The sequence below is a fragment of the Pseudomonas mandelii genome, from assembly GCF_900106065.1.
Taxonomy (GTDB): domain Bacteria; phylum Pseudomonadota; class Gammaproteobacteria; order Pseudomonadales; family Pseudomonadaceae; genus Aquipseudomonas; species Aquipseudomonas mandelii.
This window is the reverse complement of sequence record NZ_LT629796.1, coordinates 612,302-631,246: the sequence shown is the minus strand read 5'-3', so window position 1 is coordinate 631,246 and position 18,945 is coordinate 612,302. Positions and strand designations below refer to the sequence as shown.

20 protein-coding genes and 1 riboswitch are annotated in these 18,945 nt (G+C 60.9%); of the genes, 7 read left to right on the top strand and 13 right to left on the bottom strand.

From position 1 onward, the window contains the following. Positions 1–233 precede the first annotated feature (233 nt). From BLU63_RS02835 to BLU63_RS02815, 5 genes are read right to left on the bottom strand one after another with little or no spacing between them, the layout of a single operon-like run. Positions 234–875 carry an urea amidolyase associated protein UAAP2 gene (locus BLU63_RS02835; protein ID WP_077749606.1) on the bottom strand — a complete coding sequence of 214 codons (642 nt, stop codon included), beginning with the start codon at positions 873–875 and terminating at the stop codon, positions 234–236. Positions 876–886: 11 nt separating this feature from the next. Then, the gene (locus BLU63_RS02830) at positions 887–1,612 is read right to left on the bottom strand and encodes an urea amidolyase associated protein UAAP1 (protein WP_083374833.1); all 726 of its coding nucleotides are present in this window, start codon (positions 1,610–1,612) and stop codon (positions 887–889) included. Positions 1,613–1,624: 12 nt separating this feature from the next. Then, positions 1,625–2,413, bottom strand: coding sequence for an ABC transporter ATP-binding protein (locus BLU63_RS02825; RefSeq protein ID WP_010462305.1), 789 nt, complete (start codon positions 2,411–2,413; stop codon positions 1,625–1,627). Beyond that, positions 2,410–3,225, bottom strand: a complete 816-nt coding sequence (locus BLU63_RS02820; RefSeq protein ID WP_010462303.1) for an ABC transporter permease — start codon at positions 3,223–3,225, stop codon at positions 2,410–2,412. The genes BLU63_RS02825 and BLU63_RS02820 overlap by 4 nt, the downstream gene beginning before the upstream one ends. Positions 3,226–3,240: 15 nt before the next feature. Next, positions 3,241–4,308: a putative urea ABC transporter substrate-binding protein gene (locus tag BLU63_RS02815; RefSeq protein WP_083374832.1), complete on the bottom strand. Its 1,068-nt coding sequence runs from the start codon at positions 4,306–4,308 to the stop codon at positions 3,241–3,243. Between the two features lie 62 nt (positions 4,309–4,370). Further along, positions 4,371–4,471, bottom strand: a riboswitch (guanidine-I (ykkC/yxkD leader). A gap of 278 nt (positions 4,472–4,749) precedes the next feature. On the opposite strand from BLU63_RS02815, the gene BLU63_RS02805 reads away from it, so the two are divergent. Together BLU63_RS02805 and BLU63_RS02800 are read left to right on the top strand one after the other, a co-directional pair. Further along, positions 4,750–4,992: a hypothetical protein gene (locus tag BLU63_RS02805; RefSeq protein ID WP_083374831.1), complete on the top strand. Its 243-nt coding sequence runs from the start codon at positions 4,750–4,752 to the stop codon at positions 4,990–4,992. 167 nt (positions 4,993–5,159) lie between these two features. Beyond that, positions 5,160–5,603, top strand: a complete 444-nt coding sequence (locus BLU63_RS02800) for a hypothetical protein (protein ID WP_083374830.1) — start codon at positions 5,160–5,162, stop codon at positions 5,601–5,603. 117 nt (positions 5,604–5,720) lie between these two features. Here the strand turns inward: BLU63_RS02800 and BLU63_RS02795 are convergent, their stop codons facing one another. Next, a complete protein-coding gene (locus BLU63_RS02795) occupies positions 5,721–6,833 on the bottom strand; it encodes an enoyl-CoA hydratase/isomerase family protein (RefSeq protein WP_010462294.1) in 1,113 nt (370 codons plus the stop codon). 132 nt (positions 6,834–6,965) lie between these two features. Between BLU63_RS02795 and ung the strand changes: the two genes are divergently transcribed. Then, positions 6,966–7,658 (top strand): uracil-DNA glycosylase, encoded by a 693-nt coding sequence (gene ung / locus BLU63_RS02790; RefSeq protein WP_010462292.1) that lies wholly within the window; start codon positions 6,966–6,968, stop codon positions 7,656–7,658. An 87-nt stretch (positions 7,659–7,745) separates the two neighbouring features. Here the strand turns inward: ung and BLU63_RS02785 are convergent, their stop codons facing one another. Genes BLU63_RS02785 through BLU63_RS02770 form a run of 4 tightly spaced genes read right to left on the bottom strand, consistent with a single transcriptional unit; the run spans position 7,746 to position 11,789 of the window. After that, positions 7,746–8,786 (bottom strand): AbrB family transcriptional regulator, encoded by a 1,041-nt coding sequence (locus BLU63_RS02785; RefSeq protein ID WP_083374829.1) that lies wholly within the window; start codon positions 8,784–8,786, stop codon positions 7,746–7,748. After that, positions 8,779–10,293, bottom strand: a complete 1,515-nt coding sequence (locus BLU63_RS02780) for a tripartite tricarboxylate transporter permease (protein ID WP_083374828.1) — start codon at positions 10,291–10,293, stop codon at positions 8,779–8,781. The genes BLU63_RS02785 and BLU63_RS02780 overlap by 8 nt, the downstream gene beginning before the upstream one ends. Before the next feature lies 1 nt (position 10,294). After that, positions 10,295–10,753 (bottom strand): tripartite tricarboxylate transporter TctB family protein, encoded by a 459-nt coding sequence (locus BLU63_RS02775; RefSeq protein ID WP_010462287.1) that lies wholly within the window; start codon positions 10,751–10,753, stop codon positions 10,295–10,297. A 58-nt stretch (positions 10,754–10,811) separates the two neighbouring features. After that, positions 10,812–11,789 (bottom strand): Bug family tripartite tricarboxylate transporter substrate binding protein, encoded by a 978-nt coding sequence (locus tag BLU63_RS02770; RefSeq protein ID WP_010462285.1) that lies wholly within the window; start codon positions 11,787–11,789, stop codon positions 10,812–10,814. Between the two features lie 391 nt (positions 11,790–12,180). Here BLU63_RS02770 and BLU63_RS02765 point away from each other — a divergent pair, with 391 nt between their 5' ends. Together BLU63_RS02765 and BLU63_RS02760 are read left to right on the top strand one after the other, a co-directional pair. After that, positions 12,181–12,852, top strand: a complete 672-nt coding sequence (locus BLU63_RS02765; RefSeq protein WP_007898613.1) for a response regulator — start codon at positions 12,181–12,183, stop codon at positions 12,850–12,852. Beyond that, entirely contained in the window at positions 12,845–14,233 is a 1,389-nt protein-coding gene (locus tag BLU63_RS02760; protein ID WP_010462282.1) for a sensor histidine kinase, read from the top strand. The genes BLU63_RS02765 and BLU63_RS02760 overlap by 8 nt, the downstream gene beginning before the upstream one ends. A gap of 44 nt (positions 14,234–14,277) precedes the next feature. Here BLU63_RS02760 and BLU63_RS02755 read toward each other — a convergent pair whose 3' ends face one another. Both BLU63_RS02755 and ygfZ read right to left on the bottom strand, forming a co-directional pair. Further along, positions 14,278–15,099 (bottom strand): HDOD domain-containing protein, encoded by an 822-nt coding sequence (locus BLU63_RS02755; RefSeq protein ID WP_010462279.1) that lies wholly within the window; start codon positions 15,097–15,099, stop codon positions 14,278–14,280. A 35-nt stretch (positions 15,100–15,134) separates the two neighbouring features. Continuing rightward, positions 15,135–16,076 carry a CAF17-like 4Fe-4S cluster assembly/insertion protein YgfZ gene (gene ygfZ / locus BLU63_RS02750; protein WP_083374827.1) on the bottom strand — a complete coding sequence of 314 codons (942 nt, stop codon included), beginning with the start codon at positions 16,074–16,076 and terminating at the stop codon, positions 15,135–15,137. Positions 16,077–16,224: 148 nt separating this feature from the next. Between ygfZ and BLU63_RS02745 the strand changes: the two genes are divergently transcribed. Continuing rightward, positions 16,225–16,479 (top strand): FAD assembly factor SdhE, encoded by a 255-nt coding sequence (locus BLU63_RS02745; protein WP_010462275.1) that lies wholly within the window; start codon positions 16,225–16,227, stop codon positions 16,477–16,479. After that, entirely contained in the window at positions 16,463–16,915 is a 453-nt protein-coding gene (locus BLU63_RS02740) for a protein YgfX (protein ID WP_083374826.1), read from the top strand. The genes BLU63_RS02745 and BLU63_RS02740 overlap by 17 nt, the downstream gene beginning before the upstream one ends. On the opposite strand, the gene nadB is transcribed toward BLU63_RS02740, so the two are convergent. Further along, positions 16,884–18,500, bottom strand: coding sequence for an L-aspartate oxidase (nadB, locus tag BLU63_RS02735; protein WP_083374825.1), 1,617 nt, complete (start codon positions 18,498–18,500; stop codon positions 16,884–16,886). The genes BLU63_RS02740 and nadB overlap by 32 nt on opposite strands. Positions 18,501–18,945 lie beyond the last annotated feature (445 nt).

Here is an 18,945-nt window from a genome sequence, read left to right as displayed (position 1 = left end):
GCCAGGGTCGTCCCCGACGGCAGAATCACTAACCTTGAAAACACCACTGAACCCCTGTGGGAGCGAGCCTGCTCGCGATAGCGGTGTGTCAGTCAACATCGATGTTGAATGTGCTGACGCCATCGCGAGCAGGCTCGCTCCCACATTTGGATTGAGGTGTTCTTACTTTTTGAGGCACTGCCCGGAACGGGCCTGGCACAGGGCGAACAACCACCGCCGCAACCGCGCGAATTTCAGTTCCATACCAAAAGCTCCGCAGGGGTCGGGTTGTAGGCGTTGCACGGATTGTTCAGTTGCGGGCAGTTGGAGATCAGCACGATCACGTCCATTTCGGCGCGCAGGTCGACGTATTTGCCCGGTGCCGAGATGCCGTCTTCAAAGGTCAGCCCGCCGTCGGCGGTGACCGGCACGTTCATGAAGAAGTTGATGTTCGGTCCGATGTCGCCTTTGCCCAGTCGCCCGTCATGCACGCAGGCGCGCAGGTAGTTGTCGCGGCAACTGTGCATGTAGCGTTTCTCCAACGCGTAGCGCACGGTGTTGCTCTCTTGCGCGCAGGCGCCGCCGAGGGTGTCGTGACGCCCGCAGGTGTCGGCGACGATGGTCAGCATCGGCTTGCCGAGGTTGGAATAGAGCACGCTGCCGGTGCTCAGGTAGACGCTGTTCTGCCGGCGCAACGTGCGTTGCACGTCATAGCGTTCCTTCGGGTTGGCCACGCTGTAGAACAAGGTGTCGACGGCCTGATTACCTTCCAGGTCGAGGATGCGCAGGGTCTGGCCGGCCTTGACCTCCATCAGCCACGGTTCGCCGGCCGGGATGGTGGCGCGGTAGACCGCAGTTTCAGGCGACTGTTGAGCGGTAGCGATTGCAAGTGACATGGCAGCGATCCTCAGGCGAACAAACGGTCGGTGTTGATGAAGCCGCGCTCGTTTTCCGGGCGCGAGGTGCGGCAGTGTTCGGCGACGCTGGCGTCGGCGTTCATCCAGCTGAGCTTCAGGGGTTTGGGGGCGTAGTCCGGCGACGGGTCCATCGGATGCTGCAACGCGGTGAGCACCACCAAGGTGTCCATCGGCGTGTACAACTCGATGTAATCGCCGGCCTTCGAGTTGCCTTCGACAAAGTGGAAACGCCCGGTCTCATCGACGTTGACGCGGCTGAACAGGTTGAGAGTCATCAGCAGATCCGACAGGCTCAACCCCCACTTGCCCAGTTCCACCAACAGGTTGTCGGTGCCGTTGCGGAAGAATCCGTTGCGCAGTTCCTGATAACGCCCGGCGCCGTATTTTTCCGCGACTTCTTCAGCGCAGAGCACGCCACCGAGGCTGTCGCTCCAGCCACAGGTGTCGGCGGTGATTGCGGCGAGCACGCGGCCCATGTCCGAGTAGAGGCAATGGCCGCGGGTGAGCTTGGCGGTGTGTTGGCATTTGAGGCTGTCGGGCAGGTTCAGGCGTTCGGTTTTTTCATTGGCATTGAGCAGCGTCAGGCTGACGTTGGCGCCGCCACGCAGGTCGGTCAGGCGCAGCAACTGGCCGCGTTTCAACACGAACGAACGATGGCCGCCGCCGGGGAGCATTTCTTCGGCGAAGGGCGGGAACAGTTGGGTCGAATCAGTCATTTCAAAATTCCTCTAAGCGATACGAAGCGTGCCCGCCAGCGCAGCCGGCAAGGCATCGACGGCGGCGCGGTTGACGCGGCGGTCGCTGTTCAAAGGGATGTCGTAAGTGATGCGCGCGCCATAGGCACCGGGGGCGTGCGGGTCGACGCGGACCTTGTCGAACACCAGCAAACGAGTGCCGAGGCTGAAACCTTCGGACAGGTCATGGGTGACCATGAACACCGTCAGTTGCGTCTCGCGCCACAGCTCCAGCAGCAAGGCGTGCATGTCTTTGCGGATGCCCGGATCGAGCGCGCCGAACGGTTCGTCGAGCAGCAACACGCGGGGTTTCATGATCAGCGCCTGGGCGATGGCCAGCCGTTGTTGCATGCCGCCGGACAGCTGCGCCGGGTACTTGTCCAGCGAATGGCCGAGGCCGACCTTGTGCAGCAGCGCCGAGGCCTGTTCGCGGGCGTCTTTTTTTGCACTGCCGAACAAGCGCCCGAGCAAGGGCGAGCGCGGCAGTTCGAGGCCGAGGGCGACGTTATCGAGCACGGTCAGGTGCGGGAACACCGAGTAACGCTGGAACACCACGCCACGGCTGGAATCCGGTTCGCCGGCCAGGGCCTGACCGTCCAGCAGAATCTCGCCGCGACTGGCGCGTTCCTGGCCGAGTAACAGGCGCAGGAAGGTCGACTTGCCGCAACCCGACGCGCCGACCAAGGTGCAGAATTCACCTTCGTTGACGTTCAGGTTCAGGCCTTCGAGCACGACTTGGTCGGCGTATTGCTGCCAGACGTTTTTTACCGTGATGAAGCTCATGCGCGGGCTCCTTCATACCAAGGGAACGCGCGTTGGGTCAGGTGTTTGAGGCCCCAATCCATCAACCAGGCGAGCAGGGTGATCCACACCACGTAAGGCAGAATCACGTCCATCGCCAGGTAGCGGCGCACCAGAAAAATCCGATAGCCAAGGCCGTCGGTGGAGGCGATGGCTTCAGCGGCGATCAGAAACAGCCACGCCGAGCCGAGCATCAACCGCAGCGAGATCAGCAGCCGTGGCAACAGTTGTGGCAGCACCACGCGCAGCATCAATGTCCAGGTCGACGCGCCGAGGGTCTGGGCCTTGATCAGCAACTCGACCGGAATTTCCCGGGCGCGCTGTTCCAGATCACGGGCCAGGCACGGGGTGATGCCGATCACGATCAGCATCACTTTCGACAATTCCCCCAGCCCGAAGACGATGAACAGAATCGGCAGGATTGCCAGTGGCGGCACCATCGACAACACCGTCAGCAACGGCGACAACGGCGCGCCGAACAGCGGCAACGTTCCGGCGGCGATGCCCAGGCACAGCCCGGCCAGCGCACTGATGCCCAGGCCGATGGCCAGGCGGCGCAGGCTGGACGCGGTGTCTTGCCACAACAGGTATTCACCGGTGCGGGTGTCGGCAGTGAACGCCAGGCGTTTCACCGCGTCGGTCATCTGCACGGCGCTCGGCAATAGCTTGTCATTGGGGTTATCCGTCAGCCGCTCGGCCGAGCCCATGAAGTAGGCGAACAGCACCAGGGCGAACGGCAGGATCACCAACAGCAGACGACTCGGGCGATCCGGGTGGCGATTGATCAGGCGCATGGCCAGTCCTCCGGTTTACAGCTTGGCGTCAGCGGCCATCTGCACGTAGGTCGGGTCGAAGCGGAGCTTGAGGTTGGTCTTGTCGCCGCTGGTCACGCCATTGGCGAAGGCCATGCCGACGGCGCTGGTGTCTTTGGCGCCTTCACCCAGCAAGCCGTGCTGGAACGAAAACTCGGCGACCTTGCGCATGGTTTCCGGCAATTGCTTGCTGGTGGAGAAGTCCAGGGCTTCCTTGGGCGTGGCGAACAATTTGGTGGTGTCGAGTTGCGACTGGAAACCGGCCAGGTCGGTGCCCGAAGCTTTGGCCATGTGTTCGAGTGCGACCTTGCTGGCGCCGCTTTTCGCGTTCATCAACGCGACCACTTCGAACCAGGCGCCAGTCAGGGCTTTGCCCAGGGCCGGGTTGTCTTTGAGGGTGGCGCTGTTGACCACCATCATGTCCATGATTTCGCCGGGGATCTGGCTGGAGTTGAAGACTTCGGTCACCCCGGGCTTGGCCTTGATGTCCGACAGCATCGGGTTCCAGGTGGTGACGGCGTTGACCTGATCGGTGTTGAAGGCGGCCGAGATATCGGCGTCCGAGGTGTTGACCACTTTCAGGTCTTTCTCGGTGAGGTCGACCGAATCCAGCGCCCGGGCCAGCAGGTAGTGCGACACCGACAGTTCGACCAGATTGACGTCCATGCCCTTGAGGTCGGCGACCTTCTTGCCATCGCCCTTGAGCACGATGCCATCGTTGCCGTTGGAGAAGTCGCTGACGATCAGCGCGGTGCTGTCGACGCCACCGGCCGCCGGAATGGTCAGCGCGTCCATGTTGGTCATGGTGCAACCGTCGAACTGGCCGGCGGTGTACTGGTTGATGGATTCGACGTAGTCATTGAGCTGCACCACATCGATTTTGATGCCGTACTTCTTCGCCCATTTGTCGACGATGCCTTGGCTGCCGGCGTATTCCCAGGGCATCCAGCCGGCGTAGATGGTCCAGCAGACGCTGAAGTGGTCTTTTTGAGCGGCGTGGGACGGGAGGCTCACGAGGGCTGCGAAGGCAGCGGCGAGCAGGGCGGGTAAACGAAGCTTGAGCATGGGTGGTTCTCCAGTTGATCAAGGGCGGGCAGGAGTCAACGCGGCACCGCGAACGGTGGCTTGTCTCCCGGGCTTTTGTCCCGCCGTGTAACCTCAACTGGAGGTCGCCAACTCTCGGACCAGCCACTCGCCTTAGCGAGCCGGAACCCTAGTCAGCCATTGCAAATTGTGGTGCCGCGAACCTTGTGATGACTCTTGCACGGGTTTGCTAAAGCGAGAGCCGTGCCAAGTTGGCCTGAGGGCTCTAGGGTAGGGGATTGCGCGATGAGCGCTTGGGGCAGGCGAGGCGGTGTTGCCTTGTGATGGTGCGCGGGTGCACCGCTATGGGACGTTCGTGTCCGCTGATCTGAAGGTCCGCACCCTTCGGCACTCGCCCCGGCATTGCCAGTCAAATGGGTGTCAGCCGGCCTGTTGCGGCTGTGGGTCTTTCAGGAGGCCGCCATGTTTCGTCGACTGTTGTTCGGTATGGTTCTCGGTCTTGGGCTATCCGGCTGCTATTACTACGCCGGTGGTTACGATGTGTATTCCGCGCCTTATTACTACCCCGGCTATTCTCCCTATTCCTACTATTACGGCCCACGTTATTACTACGGCCCGCGTTTCTATGGGGGCTATCGCTACTACTATTGGGGCGGGCACGGGCCACGTCATTACGGCGGTGGATACCGCGGTGGCCACCATTAATCAGCGGGTGAATAGATGAAAAACCTTTCATCGGCTACTTGTTTCAATCTGTTTCAGGAACGCACCAGATTTGGAAAACGATGTCTGATCTTTCGACAGTCACCGAATAATTGACTGTCGCCTGCCAGCGTCGCTGGTATGGCTCACTCGCGGTCCAGGAGGCCGCCATGCTCTGTCGAAAACAGCTCCACCGAATTCTTCTGATTGCAGTATTGGGATTGTCTCTTGGTGCGTGCGTGCCCTATTCCGATGGAGGAGGCAGCTACTACCGTTCCGATGTCTATACCTCGCCAGCGCCCACCTATTATTCCGGTGGCGGACCTTACTATTCAGGTGGCGGCGGTTACTACACGCAGCCGCGCCGCTATTACGCGCCACCGGCGCGGTATTACCAGCCAACGCCGCGGTATTACCACCAGCCGCGGGTTTATCAACCGGCGCCTCGTTATTACCAGTCGCAACGGGGCGACTACCGGGCCCATGGTTGGGACGGCCGTAACCGCGGCGGTTGGAGCAACGATAACCGTGGCCATGGCGGACGCAACAATCACGGCGGACGAGGCGACCATAACGGTCGCGGCGATCACGATGGCCGGGGCGGCCGTCGTTAACCTCATCAACTAAACGCGATACCTGTGGGAGCGAGCCTGCTCGCGAAGGTGGTAGGTCAGGCGACATCAATGTCGACTGACACGCCCCCTTCGCGAGCAGGCTCGCTCCCACATTTTTTAGTATTCCGACAGATCGGCCAACGGATGCCGACCTTCCCAGACTTTATGAAAGTGCGCCTCTACCACCGCATCCGGCACGTTATTGATGTCAGGCCAGTGCCAGTGCGGCTTCTGGTCCTTATCAATCAAACGCGCCCGAACCCCCTCGCTGAACTCCGGATGACGGCAGCAGTTGAGGCTGATCGTGTATTCCATCTGAAAGACCTGCGCCAATGACATGTGCCGGGCGCGGGCGATCTGTTCCCACACCAGATGAGCGGTCAGGGGCGAACCTTCGGTCATGGTCTTCGCTGCTCGACTTAATAGCAGATCCGAATGGTCGCGCAGAGCGCTGATGGCTTTCCAGGCGCAGCGCACATCGCTGATATCCAGCAGTTCATCGATTTGCTGGCGTCGAGGCAGCCACTGCGCGGCGGGCATTTGCGCAACGGCTTCCTGCTGCAAGGCCTTGAGCAGACTATTGAGCTGCATTGGCGTCTGTTCCTGCCAATTCAATTGCAGCAAGCCTTCGATCAGCTCTTCTTGCTGTTCATCGAGCAGGAAACGGTCGGCGAGGCCCAGGTCGATCGCATCACGACCGTTCATATGCGCGCCGGTCAGCCCCAGAAACAGCCCGAGCTTGCCGGGCAGGCGTGACAGAAACCAACTGGCGCCAACGTCCGGATACAGACCGATACTGATCTCCGGCATCGCCAGGCGGCTGCTCGGCGTGACAATCCGGATGCTTGCGCCTTGCAGCAACCCCATGCCACCGCCCAGCACATAACCATGGCCCCAGCAGATCAGCGGTTTGGGGTAGGTATGCAGATTGAAGTCCAGGCGATATTCCGCAGCAAAGAAGTGCGCGGCCAACGGCGGCACTTCACCGGGGTGAGCGCGGCAGGCTTCGACCAGACTGCGCACTTCGCCGCCGGCGCAAAAAGCCTTGGCGCCGTTACCGCGCAGCAGAACGCAGACGATTTGCGGATCCTTGGCCCACGCGTCCATCTGATCGCGCAGGGCATTGATCATCGGCAAGGAGAGGGCGTTGAGCGACTTTTCGGCATCCAGGCTGGCGATGCCGATGCGCGCACCGTCGGTGCCGGTGAGTTCTTCGAAGTGCAGATTCATCGTGACCTCGATAGTGAAATTGAGCGTTCAGTATGATCGCTGTACAGGAAAGTGCCGGATCTGCGTCAGATCAATTGACAAGTGTGGTGGGCTTTCCTAGGGTTCGCCCCATTGTTTTTGCCGGATGTAACCATGACTGCTGATGACCGTATCAAACTCGAACCGGGCTGGAAGGAGGCACTACGTGCCGAATTCGACCAGCCCTACATGGCAGAGTTGCGTAATTTCCTGCAGCAGGAGCGCGCGGCGGGCAAGGAGATTTATCCTCCGGGCCCAATGATTTTCAACGCCCTTAACTCCACGCCGCTGGACAAGGTCAAGGTCGTCATCCTCGGTCAGGACCCGTATCACGGCCCGGGACAGGCCCACGGGCTGTGCTTCTCGGTGCAACCGGGTGTGCCGGCGCCACCGTCGCTGGTAAACATCTATAAAGAGTTGAAACGCGACCTGAACATCGACATCCCCAACCACGGCTATCTGCAGAGCTGGGCTGATCAAGGCGTGTTGATGCTCAACACCACGATGACGGTCGAGCGCGCCAACGCCAATGCGCACAAGGACAAGGGCTGGCAGTTTTTCACGGATCGAATTATTGAAGTGGTCAGTCAACAGCAACCACATCTGGTGTTCATGCTGTGGGGCGCGCATGCCCAGAGCAAACAGAAACTCATCGATGCCACCAAGCACCTGGTGCTGACGTCGGTGCACCCGTCACCGCTGTCCGCTTATCGCGGTTTTCTCGGGTGCGGGCATTTCAGCCGGACCAACAAGTTTCTTGAACAGAATGGCGAAACGCCGATTGAGTGGCGGTTGCCGCCAGTCTAAAAAAGCTTCGCGGGCAAGCCTCGCTCCTACAGGTCCTGCGCGAATCTGTAGGAGCGAGGCTTGCCCGCGAAGAAGGCGACTCGGTCCTCAGTCTGACTCAGGCTCGCGATTCCAATACCTGAACAACGGCTCCGCCAGAAACAACACAAACAACAACCGCATCACCTGCATCGCCGTCACCAGCGGGACGGACAGTTGCAAGGTCTCCGCCGTCAGGCTCATCTCCGCAATGCCGCCAGGCATCATGCCCAGCGTCAGCGAACGCAGATCCAGATGCGTCAGCGCACTCAAGCCCAGTGCCGCCGCCGTAGCGATCAGCATGGTCAAAATCGTGCCGACCAAGGTCCGTCCCATAAAAGAGGGCGCCCGGCGGAAAAACTGCCGATTGAAATGACAGCCCAGGCCGCTGCCGATCAGCCATTGGCCGATCTGGCTCCCGCCATGGGGCAAGCCGATGTGCAAATCCCAACCGATGCTCACCGTTGCACTGACCAGCAACGGCCCGAACAGCCACGGATTGGGTTGACGAAGACGTTCCCAGAGCCAGGCCGCCAAGGCGCCCGCCGGGAAAAGAAGCGCCAGCCACCACCAATTGACGGCGGAGGGATGAAAAATCGGTGTGCCGCTGCCCAGCAAATACTTGAAGGCTGCCGGCACGCAAAGCACGACGACCAGCACTCGCAGACTTTGCCCCGCCGCGACGCGACTGAGCACCGCGCCATTGCGCGCGCCGAGGTTGACCATCTCCCCGGAGCCACCCGGCATGCTGGAAAAGAACGCGGTAGCGCGATCCTCCCCGGTGCGCCGCATCAACCAGACCCCGACCACGGCGGACAGGCTGGTGATCAACGCACCGAAGAAAATCAGGCCGAAGTGACTCAACACCTGCTCCATCACCACTGGGGTGAAATGCAGGCCGATGCCGATCCCGACGATCCATTGGCCGCACTTGCGGCCACCAGGGATTTCCGCCAATTGCCAGGGTGTCAGGCAGCGCACCAGGATGATCGCCAGCAACGAGCCAACCATCCACGGCAGCGGCCAGCCGACCAGACTGGCCAGGTAACCGCCCAGCGCGCCGACCAACGGCGTACCCCACCAGGCGTTGAAAGGTGGTCGATCAGACATCGGCGATGGCGCGTTGAGCAGCCGAACGTTTACGCCAGATCCGCAGCAGTGGCATCAGCAGCATGATCGCGGTCAGTACCCAGACACCGAAAGTGATCGGGCTCGACCAGAGGATCTCCAGCGCACCGTTGGAGATCGACAGCGCACGGCGCAGGTTTTGCTCCATCAAGCCACCGAGGATGAAGCCCAGCAGCACGGGCGACAACGGGAAGTCCAGCTTGCGCAGGATGTAACCGAAGATGCCGATGCCGATCATCAGGAACAGGTCGAAGGTGGTGGCGTGCACCGCGTAGACGCCGATCCCGGTAATGATCGCGATCACCGGCACCAGCGCCCAGTTCGGCACGGCGAGGATGCGGGTGAAGATGCGGATCATCGGGATATTGAGGATCACCAGCATGACGTTGGCGACGAACAACGAGGCGATCAGGCCCCAGACGATGTCAGGTTGTTGCTGGAACAACAGCGGGCCGGGCGTGATGTTGTACAGCGACAGCGCGCCGATCATCACTGCTGTGGTCCCCGAACCTGGAACGCCGAGGGTCAGCATGGGCACCAGCGCACCGCAGGCTGCACCGCCGATGGCGGTTTCCGGGGCGGCGAGGCCGCGCATGTCACCTTGGCCGAAGGTGCCCTTGGCGCCGGCGATACGCTTCTCGGTCATGTAGGCCACGGCGCTGGCGAGGGTCGCGCCCGCACCCGGCAACACGCCCATGATGAAACCCAGCAAGCCGCAACGGATGTTCACCATGAACACCGCCGAAGCTTCCTTGACGTTGAACATCATTCGGCCGGTCGCTTTCACCGCTTCCTGACCGCGATGGGTCTTCTCCAGCAGCAGGAGGATTTCGCTGATGGAGAACAGGCCCAGCACCAGCACCACGAACTGAATGCCGTCAGTCAGATGGATGTTGTCTCCCGTGAAACGATACACGCCGCTGTTGGCATCGATCCCGACGCACGACAGAAACAGACCGATGAGCGCGGCAATGAACGTTTTCAGCGGACGATCACCGGCCATGCCGCCGAGACAGACGATCGCAAACACCATCAGCACGAAATATTCTGCCGGACCGAAGGCAATCGCCCATTTCGCCAGCAACGGCGCGAACAGCACCATGCCGCACGTGGCGATGAACGCACCGATGAACGAACTCCATGCCGACAACGACAGGGCCACACCGGCCATGCCTTTGCGTGCCATCGGATAACCGTCGAGGGTGGTCATGACAGTGGACGCTTCGCCCGGAATGTTCAGCAGGATCGAGCTGATCCGGCCGCCGTATTCGCAGCCCAGGTAAACCGCCGCCAACAGGATCAAAGCCGACTCCGGTGGCAGGCCCAGGGCGAACGCGATCGGGATCAACAACGCCACGCCATTGATCGGACCCAGGCCGGGCAACAGGCCGACCACGGTGCCGATCAGGGTGCCGCAGAGTGCGGTCACCAGGTTATACGGGGTCAGCGCGACGCCGAAGCCCTGACCCAAATAGCCAAGAGTATCCATATCAGTTCTCCAGAACGTCGAGTACGCCCAAAGGCAGTGGCACGTCCATCAACTTGTCGAACAGCAGGTAAAGACCGATGGCCATCAGGCTGATGATCACCGCGCTCGGTAGCCAGCGGCCGCCGTACAGGCGAGCCATGGGGACGCCGATCAGGATGCTGGCGACGATGAAACCCAGGGGCTCGAAGGTGCCGGCGAACACCAGCAACAGCACCACACAGATGCCGATCTTGATCAGCGTTTCGCGGTCCAGTTTCGGGTCGTCGTCACTGTGGATGATCGGCGTCGGCCGAAACACCATGTACAGCAGGCCGAGCCCCATCAAACCGAGCATCAGTAGCGGAAACGCGCGAGGGCCTACCGGTTCGTAGGAAAAAGCCGCCTGGTACGGCCAGGCCATCAGTGCCAGGCCAACACAGGCCAGCAACAGCACCGAAGCAAAAATGCGTTGTAAGAGCATGGGAAACTCCTGTGCCACGGCCCCGCAAATCGGGGCCGCAGCCGCTAGACAGAGGCGATCACTGGATCAGGCCGAACTCTTTGGCCAGCACTTTGTAGTCCGCAACCTGCTTCTTCACGTAGGTGTCCAGTTCCGGGCCGGTCATGGCGAACGGGAAGAGTTCACGCTGATCGCGCAGCTTGGCGAAGTCTTCGGACGCCAGCAGTTTGTCGAAGGCGTCTTTCCACCAGGCGTAGTCTTCGTCGCTGACCTTAGGCCCGAGGTAGAAACCGCGAACCACTGGCCAGACGATGTCGTAGCCTTGCTCCTTGGCGGTCGGGATGTCTTTCATTTCCGGCTCGTCCAGGCGCTTCTCGGAGAACACGGCGAGCAAGCGCATGTCACCGCTCTGGATGTGCGGCATGGAGTCGGAGATGTCGGTGCTGCCGACCTGGATGTGGCCGCCGAGCAGGGCGGTGGCGATTTCACCGCCGCCTTCAAGGGCGACGTAACGCAGGTCACGCGGGTTGATCCCGGCAGCCTTCGCAATCAACGCCGTTTGCATCCAGTCCTGGCTGCCGACGGTGCCGCCGGAGCCGATCACCACTTTGCTTGGATCTTTCTTCAGTGCTTGCACGAGATCGTCGAGGGTCTTGTAAGGCGAATCGCTTTTTACTGCGATGGCGCCATAGCTGGTGCCGACGGCGGCGAGCCAGCGAACGTTGGTTTCATCGAAACGACCGAACTTGCCTTGGGCCAGGTTCAGCAGAGAACCGCTGGACCACGCCACCAGCGTGCCGGCGTCGGCCGGACGTTGAGCAACTACCGCGTTGTACGCCACCGCGCCGACACCGCCGGGCATGTAGGTCACGCGCATCGGTTTGGTCAGCAGTTTTTCGTTCACCAGCGCGCTTTGCGCCAGTTTGCAGGTCAGGTCGAAACCGCCGCCTGGCGAGGCCGGGGCGATGCATTCAGGGCGTTTTGGCTCGGCCATCAGTTGGCCGGCGAACAGCATGCAGCTGGCGGCGAGGGCGAAACGGCGCAGTGATCGATTCATTGTTGTCTCCACGGGAGTTTTTGTTTTTGGGGATGTTTCAGGTGCGGCGGATTCGCGTCGTGCAGCCGGTAGGAGCGCTGACAAACGTGAACGAGAGGGATTGAAAAAACGGGTGGGACGGGCAAACCTGAAGCTGTCTGGCCAGCATGGTGCAGTACCTCGTTATTGTTCTTATTGGCGAAAACGCATCGAGGCGTTTTTCGGGAGCTACATTTCAAAGCACGATCGGGTGGCCTGCAGTCGAAACCATCCGTGGGGCGACTCTAACGGGCTAACCTTTCGCTAACCTTTCAGTTGGCTTTCACAGTTTTCAGGCTTCACAGCGGCGGATGCGGCTGTAAACTCCGCGCCAAAGAATGGCGTCGACCATCCCTGAACGAGGTAACAATCCATGCGTGTCCTGCTCGTCGAAGACCATCTGCAGCTCGCCGAAAGTGTCGCCCAGGCGCTCAAGAGCACCGGGTTGACCGTGGATGTGCTGCACGACGGCGTGGCGGCCGACCTGGCCTTGAGCAGCGAGGAATACGCGGTGGCGATCCTCGATGTCGGTCTGCCGCGCATGGATGGTTTCGAAGTGCTGGCGCGCCTGCGGGCCCGGGGCAAGAACCTCCCGGTGCTGATGCTGACCGCGCGCAGCGACGTCAAGGACCGGGTGCACGGGCTCAACCTGGGCGCCGACGATTACCTGGCCAAACCTTTTGAACTGACCGAACTCGAGGCCCGGGTCAAAGCCTTGTTGCGGCGCAGCGTGCTGGGCGGTGAGCGTCAGCAGCGCTGCGGCGTCCTGGCCTATGACCTGGACACTCGGCGCTTCACCCTCGGTGAAGAATTGCTGACCCTGACTTCTCGCGAGCAGGCGGTCCTCGAGGCATTGATCGCCCGGCCCGGTCGGGTGATGAGCAAAGAGCAACTGGCCGCTCAGGTGTTTGGCCTCGATGAAGAAGCGAGCCCGGATGCCATCGAAATCTACGTCCACCGCCTGCGCAAGAAACTGGATGGCCAACCGGTCGCTATCGTGACCTTCCGCGGCCTCGGCTATTTGCTGGAAAGCCGCGATGCATAAGCCCAGCAGCCTGCGCTGGCGGTTGTTGTGGAACCTGGCGCTGTTGTTGGTGGTGTTAATGCTGGCCAGTGGTTTGAGTGCGTACTGGAATGGCCGCGAAGCCGCCGACACGGCTTATGACCGGACCCTGCTGGCGTCGGCGCGGACCATCGCCGCCGGTGTGTCCCAGCGCGATGGCAGCCTCAGCGCCGACGTGCCCTACGTGGCCCTCGATACCTTCGCCTACGACAGCGCCGGGCGGATTTTTTACCTGGTCAACGACATCAATCAGAAACTGATTTCCGGTTACGAAAACCTCCCGCCGCCGCCCCCGGGAACGCCGCGTACCGATGACTATCCGGCGCTGGCGAGCTTCTATAACGCTAAATACCGAGGGCAGAACGTGCGCGTGGTGAGCCTGCTCAAGCCGGTGAGCGAGCCGAACATGAACGGTATGGCGGAAATCCGCGTGGCAGAAACCGACGAGGCGCGGGTCGCGATGGCTCGCAGTCTGGCGGCGGACACGTTGCTGCGTTTGGGCATGTTGGCCATCGGCGCGTTGCTGATGGTGTGGTTTGCGGTCAGCGCGGCGTTGCGTCCGCTGGAGCGCTTGCGCACGGCGGTGGAAGAGCGTCAGTCGGATGATTTGCGGCCATTGCCACTGGTGGAAGTGCAGCATGAGTTGTGGCCGCTGGTGCGCGCACTCAATCACTTTACCGAGCGACTGCGCGGGCAGTTCGAGCGGCAGGCGCAGTTTATTGCCGATGCCGCCCATGAACTGCGCACGCCGTTGGCGGCGCTCAAGGCGCGACTTGAACTGGGCCTGCGTTCAAACGAACCGCAAACCTGGCGCAGCACCCTGGAAACCGCTGCCCAAGGCACGGATCGCCTGACTCACCTGGCCAATCAATTGCTTTCGCTGGCGCGGGTAGAGAACGGGGCCCGGGCGATTGCCGAGGGCGGCGCGCAGTTGTTGGACCTGAGTCAGTTGGCGCGCGAACTGGGCATGGCCATGGCGCCGTTGGCCCATGCCCGCGGCGTCGCCCTGGCGCTGGAGGCTGACGAGCCAGTGTGGCTGCGCGGCGAACCGACGTTGCTGAATGAACTGCTGAGCAACCTGGTGGACAACGCCCTCGCTCACACGCCGCCGGGGGGCAATGTGATTCTGCGGGTCACGGCGCCGGCGGTGCTGGAGGTCGAGGATGACGGGCCGGGAATTCCCGTTGATGAGCGGGATCGGGTGTTCGAGCGCTTTTACCGGCGCAACCAGCAAGTGGCGGGGTCCGGATTAGGGTTGGCGATTGTCGGTGAGATTTGTCGCGCGCACCTGGCACAGATCAGCCTGCACGATGGTGAGTCGGCGGGGTTGAAGGTGCGGGTGAGTTTTATTGCGGGGGAGTGAACACTTTACCTGTGGCGAGGGGGCACGCCCCCTCGCCACAAAGATCAGTAAAACATCGACCGCGACTCTTCCAGATCCCGGCACATCGCCTCATTCTCCGGATCGATCCCCAGTTTCTTGAACGCCGGCACGCTGAACGCATCGATACGGGCCAGCGGGTGGTCGGTGTCCTTGTGGCAATACAGGCTGGCCACCTGAACCAGATCGACATAATCGACCCGCTCGGACTGGCGTTTGAAGTCCAGGTACAACCCCGGCAACTGCACCAGCATTTCCGGGAATTCCCAGACCCTGAGCAGTTTGTCGCCGATCAAGGGATGAATGCGATCGATGACATGGTTGAGGCTGACCGCATCAGAGAGCAATTCGTAGTGGTCTTCGGCGTAGGTCAGGATAGGCAGTACACCAATCTGATGCACCAGCCCGCCAAGGGCTGCCTGATCTGGTTTGAGTTGTGTGTAACTGCGGCACAGCGCGTAGCTGACGCCGGCGATTTCCAGGCTTTTACGCCAGACATCGCGCATTTTCTGCGCCACCACTTCAGAGCGGGCGTGGAAAATTTGCTCCATCACCAAGCCGATCGCCAGATTACTGCTGTAGTTGACGCCCAACCGTGTGATCGCCGTGTGCAGGTCAGTCACTTCCTGGGTCGCGCGCAGCAGCGGGCTATTGACCACTTTGATCAGACGCGCCGACAACGCCGTGTCACGGCCGATCACTTTACTCAGGGTGCTGACACTGACTTCCGGGTCTTCAGCGGCCTTGCGAATCTGCAGGGCCACTTCCGGTAACGTTGGCAGAACCAGGTCATCGTTATCGATGGCCTCAACCAAATCCTGTTGGACCTTATCCGCCAGCTCGCTCATTTCTTTTCTCTAGGGTGTTACAACAAGTGCTGCGGTTAACGCTGGATTTCGCGATCGCGATCCAGTTGATAAGGCAGGTCGAGCAGGTGCAGGGCCGGCCCTTCGAGGGTGCCCAGATGAATGTCACCACCTTCTGCTGCTTCGGCTTGCAGCACGGCCAGGAGTTCAATGTTTTGTCCGGCGCTGGCGGCCAGCACCACTTCGCCGATAGAACTGCCGTGTGATGGGGAAAACAGTGACGTGCCGGGCTCGGGCAATTCGCTGGCATCCAACGTCAAGCGATACAAGCGACGCTTGAGTTTGCCCAGGTACTGCATGCGCGCGACGATTTCCTGGCCGGTGTAGCAACCCTTTTTGAAACTCACGCCACCGACGGCTTGCAGGTTGAGCATCTGCGGGATGAACAGCTCGCGGGTGCTCGGCATGACCTGGCCGATCCCTGCGCGGATCTGGCCCAGCAGCCAATGATTCAGAGTGCCTTCGGACAGCAGGGCGGACAGCTTGCTTTTGATGAGGTCGGCCTGATCGGCGGCGACCCACAGTTCGGCGCGGTCCGGCGAGACACGAATGGCGATCAGACTTTCATGACGCACGACGCTGTCGGTGTCTGCCGGCAACTCAAGACCCAGGCTGCTCAGTGCGGCGTCGCCATGATCGAGTCCGAAGCGGACCCAGGCGGCGCTTTCATCGGTCAGTTTGGATTTGGAGAACACGGCGTACTTTTTCAGGTCCGCCAACTGCGGCTCAAGCAGCTCGCTGGCCATCGCCAGCAGCACGCCGTCACCTTCCAGCACGATGCGGAAACTCGATTGCATCCGGCCTTTCTGCGTGCAGCGTGCGCCGAGGCTGGCCTGGGTATCGCTCAGGTAATTGAGGTTGCAGGTCAATTGGCCTTGCAGGAATTTGCTGGCGTCCGCGCCGCGGACTGCAAGAACGCCTTCATGGGACAGGGTGCAGAAAAAAGCAGAATCGGCCATGGGTCATCGCAGGGTAAAGAGTCTGGGGGACATCATAAGGGGGCGCTCTCGAAATGGGTAGTTCACAAAGGTCGATGGCGCCCGACCAAAGCCGAGTGTTCGACCGGGGCCGGGGCTGTATACTTGCCGCCTATTTGAGGAGCGCTCCATGGTCGAAGATGTTGAACTGAATCGCCTCTACTGGCACAGCCGCCGCGGCATGCTTGAGCTTGACGTGTTGCTGGTGCCGTTCGTTAAGGAGGTCTACCCGCACCTCAACCAGAAAGATCGCGAGTGCTACCGCAATCTGCTTGAATGCGAAGACCAGGACATGTTCGGCTGGTTCATGGAACGCGCCGAATCGGAAGATCCGGAGCTTCAGCGCATGGTTCGCATGATCCTGGATCGTGTCCAGCCCAAGTAATGCGTTCGAATGCCGCTGGCATGCCTCACGGCAGTTGCTGGCGGCGTATCTTATGGCCCAGCTGTTCGCGCTGGGTTCTTTGTTTCTGCTCTCCTTACCGCTCTGGGCCAGTCTGCTCGGCATGACGCTGTGTGTGGTTCACGGAATCTGGCTGCTGCCACGCCTGATTTTGCTTACGCATCCACAGGCATTTCGCGGTTTGCGGCGCGATGCCGACGGCTGGCAGTTGTGGAATCAGGCTTCAGGTTGGCAGCCCGTGCAGCTAAGGCCGGACAGCCTGGCGTTACCGCTGATGGTGGTGCTGCGTTTTCGACTGCGAGGCGAGCGGCGAGTCAGATCAATCTGCGTTCCCCACGACTCGCAGGCGGTGGATGTGCACCGGCGCCTGCGGGTCAGGCTTACATTCAGTCGACGTAGGTGGGCGGCACCAGAATAGTGTCCAGCGCAACGGGTAGCATGTTCGGGTAGTCGAGGGTGTAATGCAGGCCGCGACTTTCCTTGCGCTCCATGGCTGACCGAATCATCAGCTCCGCCACCTGGGCCAGGTTGCGCAACTCGATCAAATCGCGACTGACCTTGTAGTTGCTGTAGAACTCGTCGATCTCGTCCAGCAACAGCCGCACGCGGTGCTGCGCGCGTTGCAAGCGCTTGTTGGTGCGCACGATGCCTACGTAGTCCCACATGAATCGCCGCAGTTCATCCCAGTTGTGCGCAATGATCACGTCTTCGTCGGAGTCGGTGACCTGACTGGCATCCCAGACGGGCAGGGCGATCGGAACCGACACCTGCGGCAGCTGTTCCAGAATGTCCGCCGCGGCCGAACGGGCATAGACAAAACACTCCAGCAGCGAGTTGCTGGCCATGCGGTTGGCACCGTGCAGGCCGGTGAAACTGGTTTCGCCAATGGCATACAGCCCCGGCACGTCGGTGCGACCGTGCTGATCGACCATCACACCGCCGCACGTGTAGTGCGCCGCCGGAACCACCGGGATCGGTTGTTTGGTGATGTCGATGGAAAACTCGAGGCAGCGTTCATACACCGTCGGGAAGTGAGTCTTGATGAACGCTTCTGGCATGTGGCTGATGTCCAGATAGACGCAGTCGACACCCAGGCGCTTCATCTCATGGTCGATGGCACGGGCGACGATGTCCCGGGGCGCGAGTTCGGCACGCGGGTCGAAACGCTGCATGAAGCGTTCGCCGTTGGGCAGCTTCAGGTGTGCGCCTTCGCCGCGCAGGGCTTCAGTGATCAGGAAACTCTTGGCTTGCGGGTGATAAAGGCAGGTCGGGTGGAACTGATTGAACTCCAGGTTGGCCACCCGGCAGCCGGAACGCCATGCCATGGCAATGCCATCACCGCAGGCGCCGTCGGGGTTGCTGGTGTAGAGGTAGACCTTGGCTGCGCCGCCGGATGCCAGGATGACGAATCGTGCACCGTACGTGTCGACTTCTCCGGTGCTGCGATTCAGCACGTAAGCACCCAGGCAGCGATCGCCTTCCAGGCCCAGGCGCTTTTCGGTGATCAGGTCGATGGCGACCCGCTGTTCCATCAGTTCGATATTCGGTCTGAGTCTGGCCTGGGCGAGCAGGGTTTTGAAGATCGCCGCGCCCGTGGCATCGGCCGCATGAATAATGCGCCGATGGCTGTGACCGCCTTCCCGGGTCAGGTGAAACTCGAATCCACCGTCTTCAGTGCCGGATTGTTCATCGCGGGTAAACGGTACGCCTTGATCGATCAGCCACTGGATGGCTTCTTTACTGTGCTCGACGGTAAAGCGCACGGCGTCTTCGTGGCAGAGGCCACCGCCGGCATTGAGGGTGTCATCGACGTGGGATTCGACAGTGTCGGTGTCGTCCAGAACGGCAGCGACGCCGCCCTGGGCCCAGAAAGTCGAGCCGTTGGCGAGGTCGCCTTTACTCAGTACGGCAATGCGCAAATGACCGGGCAAGGTCAGCGCAAGGCTCAAACCGGCAGCGCCGCTGCCAATGACCAGAACATCGTGTTGAAACTGTTGGCTCATTTCAGGATTCCGCTCAAAGCGACCCGGGTCGGGGTTGGCGCAAGACTCGTGGAACGGCGAGTCAAGGCAGCCACACAGCCCACTAGTATATAGAGGGGGGGAGCGGCACAATACCCGAGCGCATATGGCATTGTGAAACTACTGTGACGGAAAATACCTGACGCTTCGTCGGATGATTTTTCGGCCGGTTCGGCGACAAGGTGACTGTATCAACGATTTAACAGTCTTTTTCTGTCCAGGGTTGCACAATGTCGCTTTCGCCCGGCTATAAATATTTGGAACTTTTGCCAAAGGCCCAAGATCAATAGACGGTGCCTGAAAAGAAGGACAGTGTCGGTTTCAGGAGGGGGACTTGCGTTTTGGTCCTGGCCAGTGAATCCGATGACAAGATTATTCGCGCAGCCGGGTCATGCCGAGCTGCGCTTTTCGTGCGTGCCAAAACAGA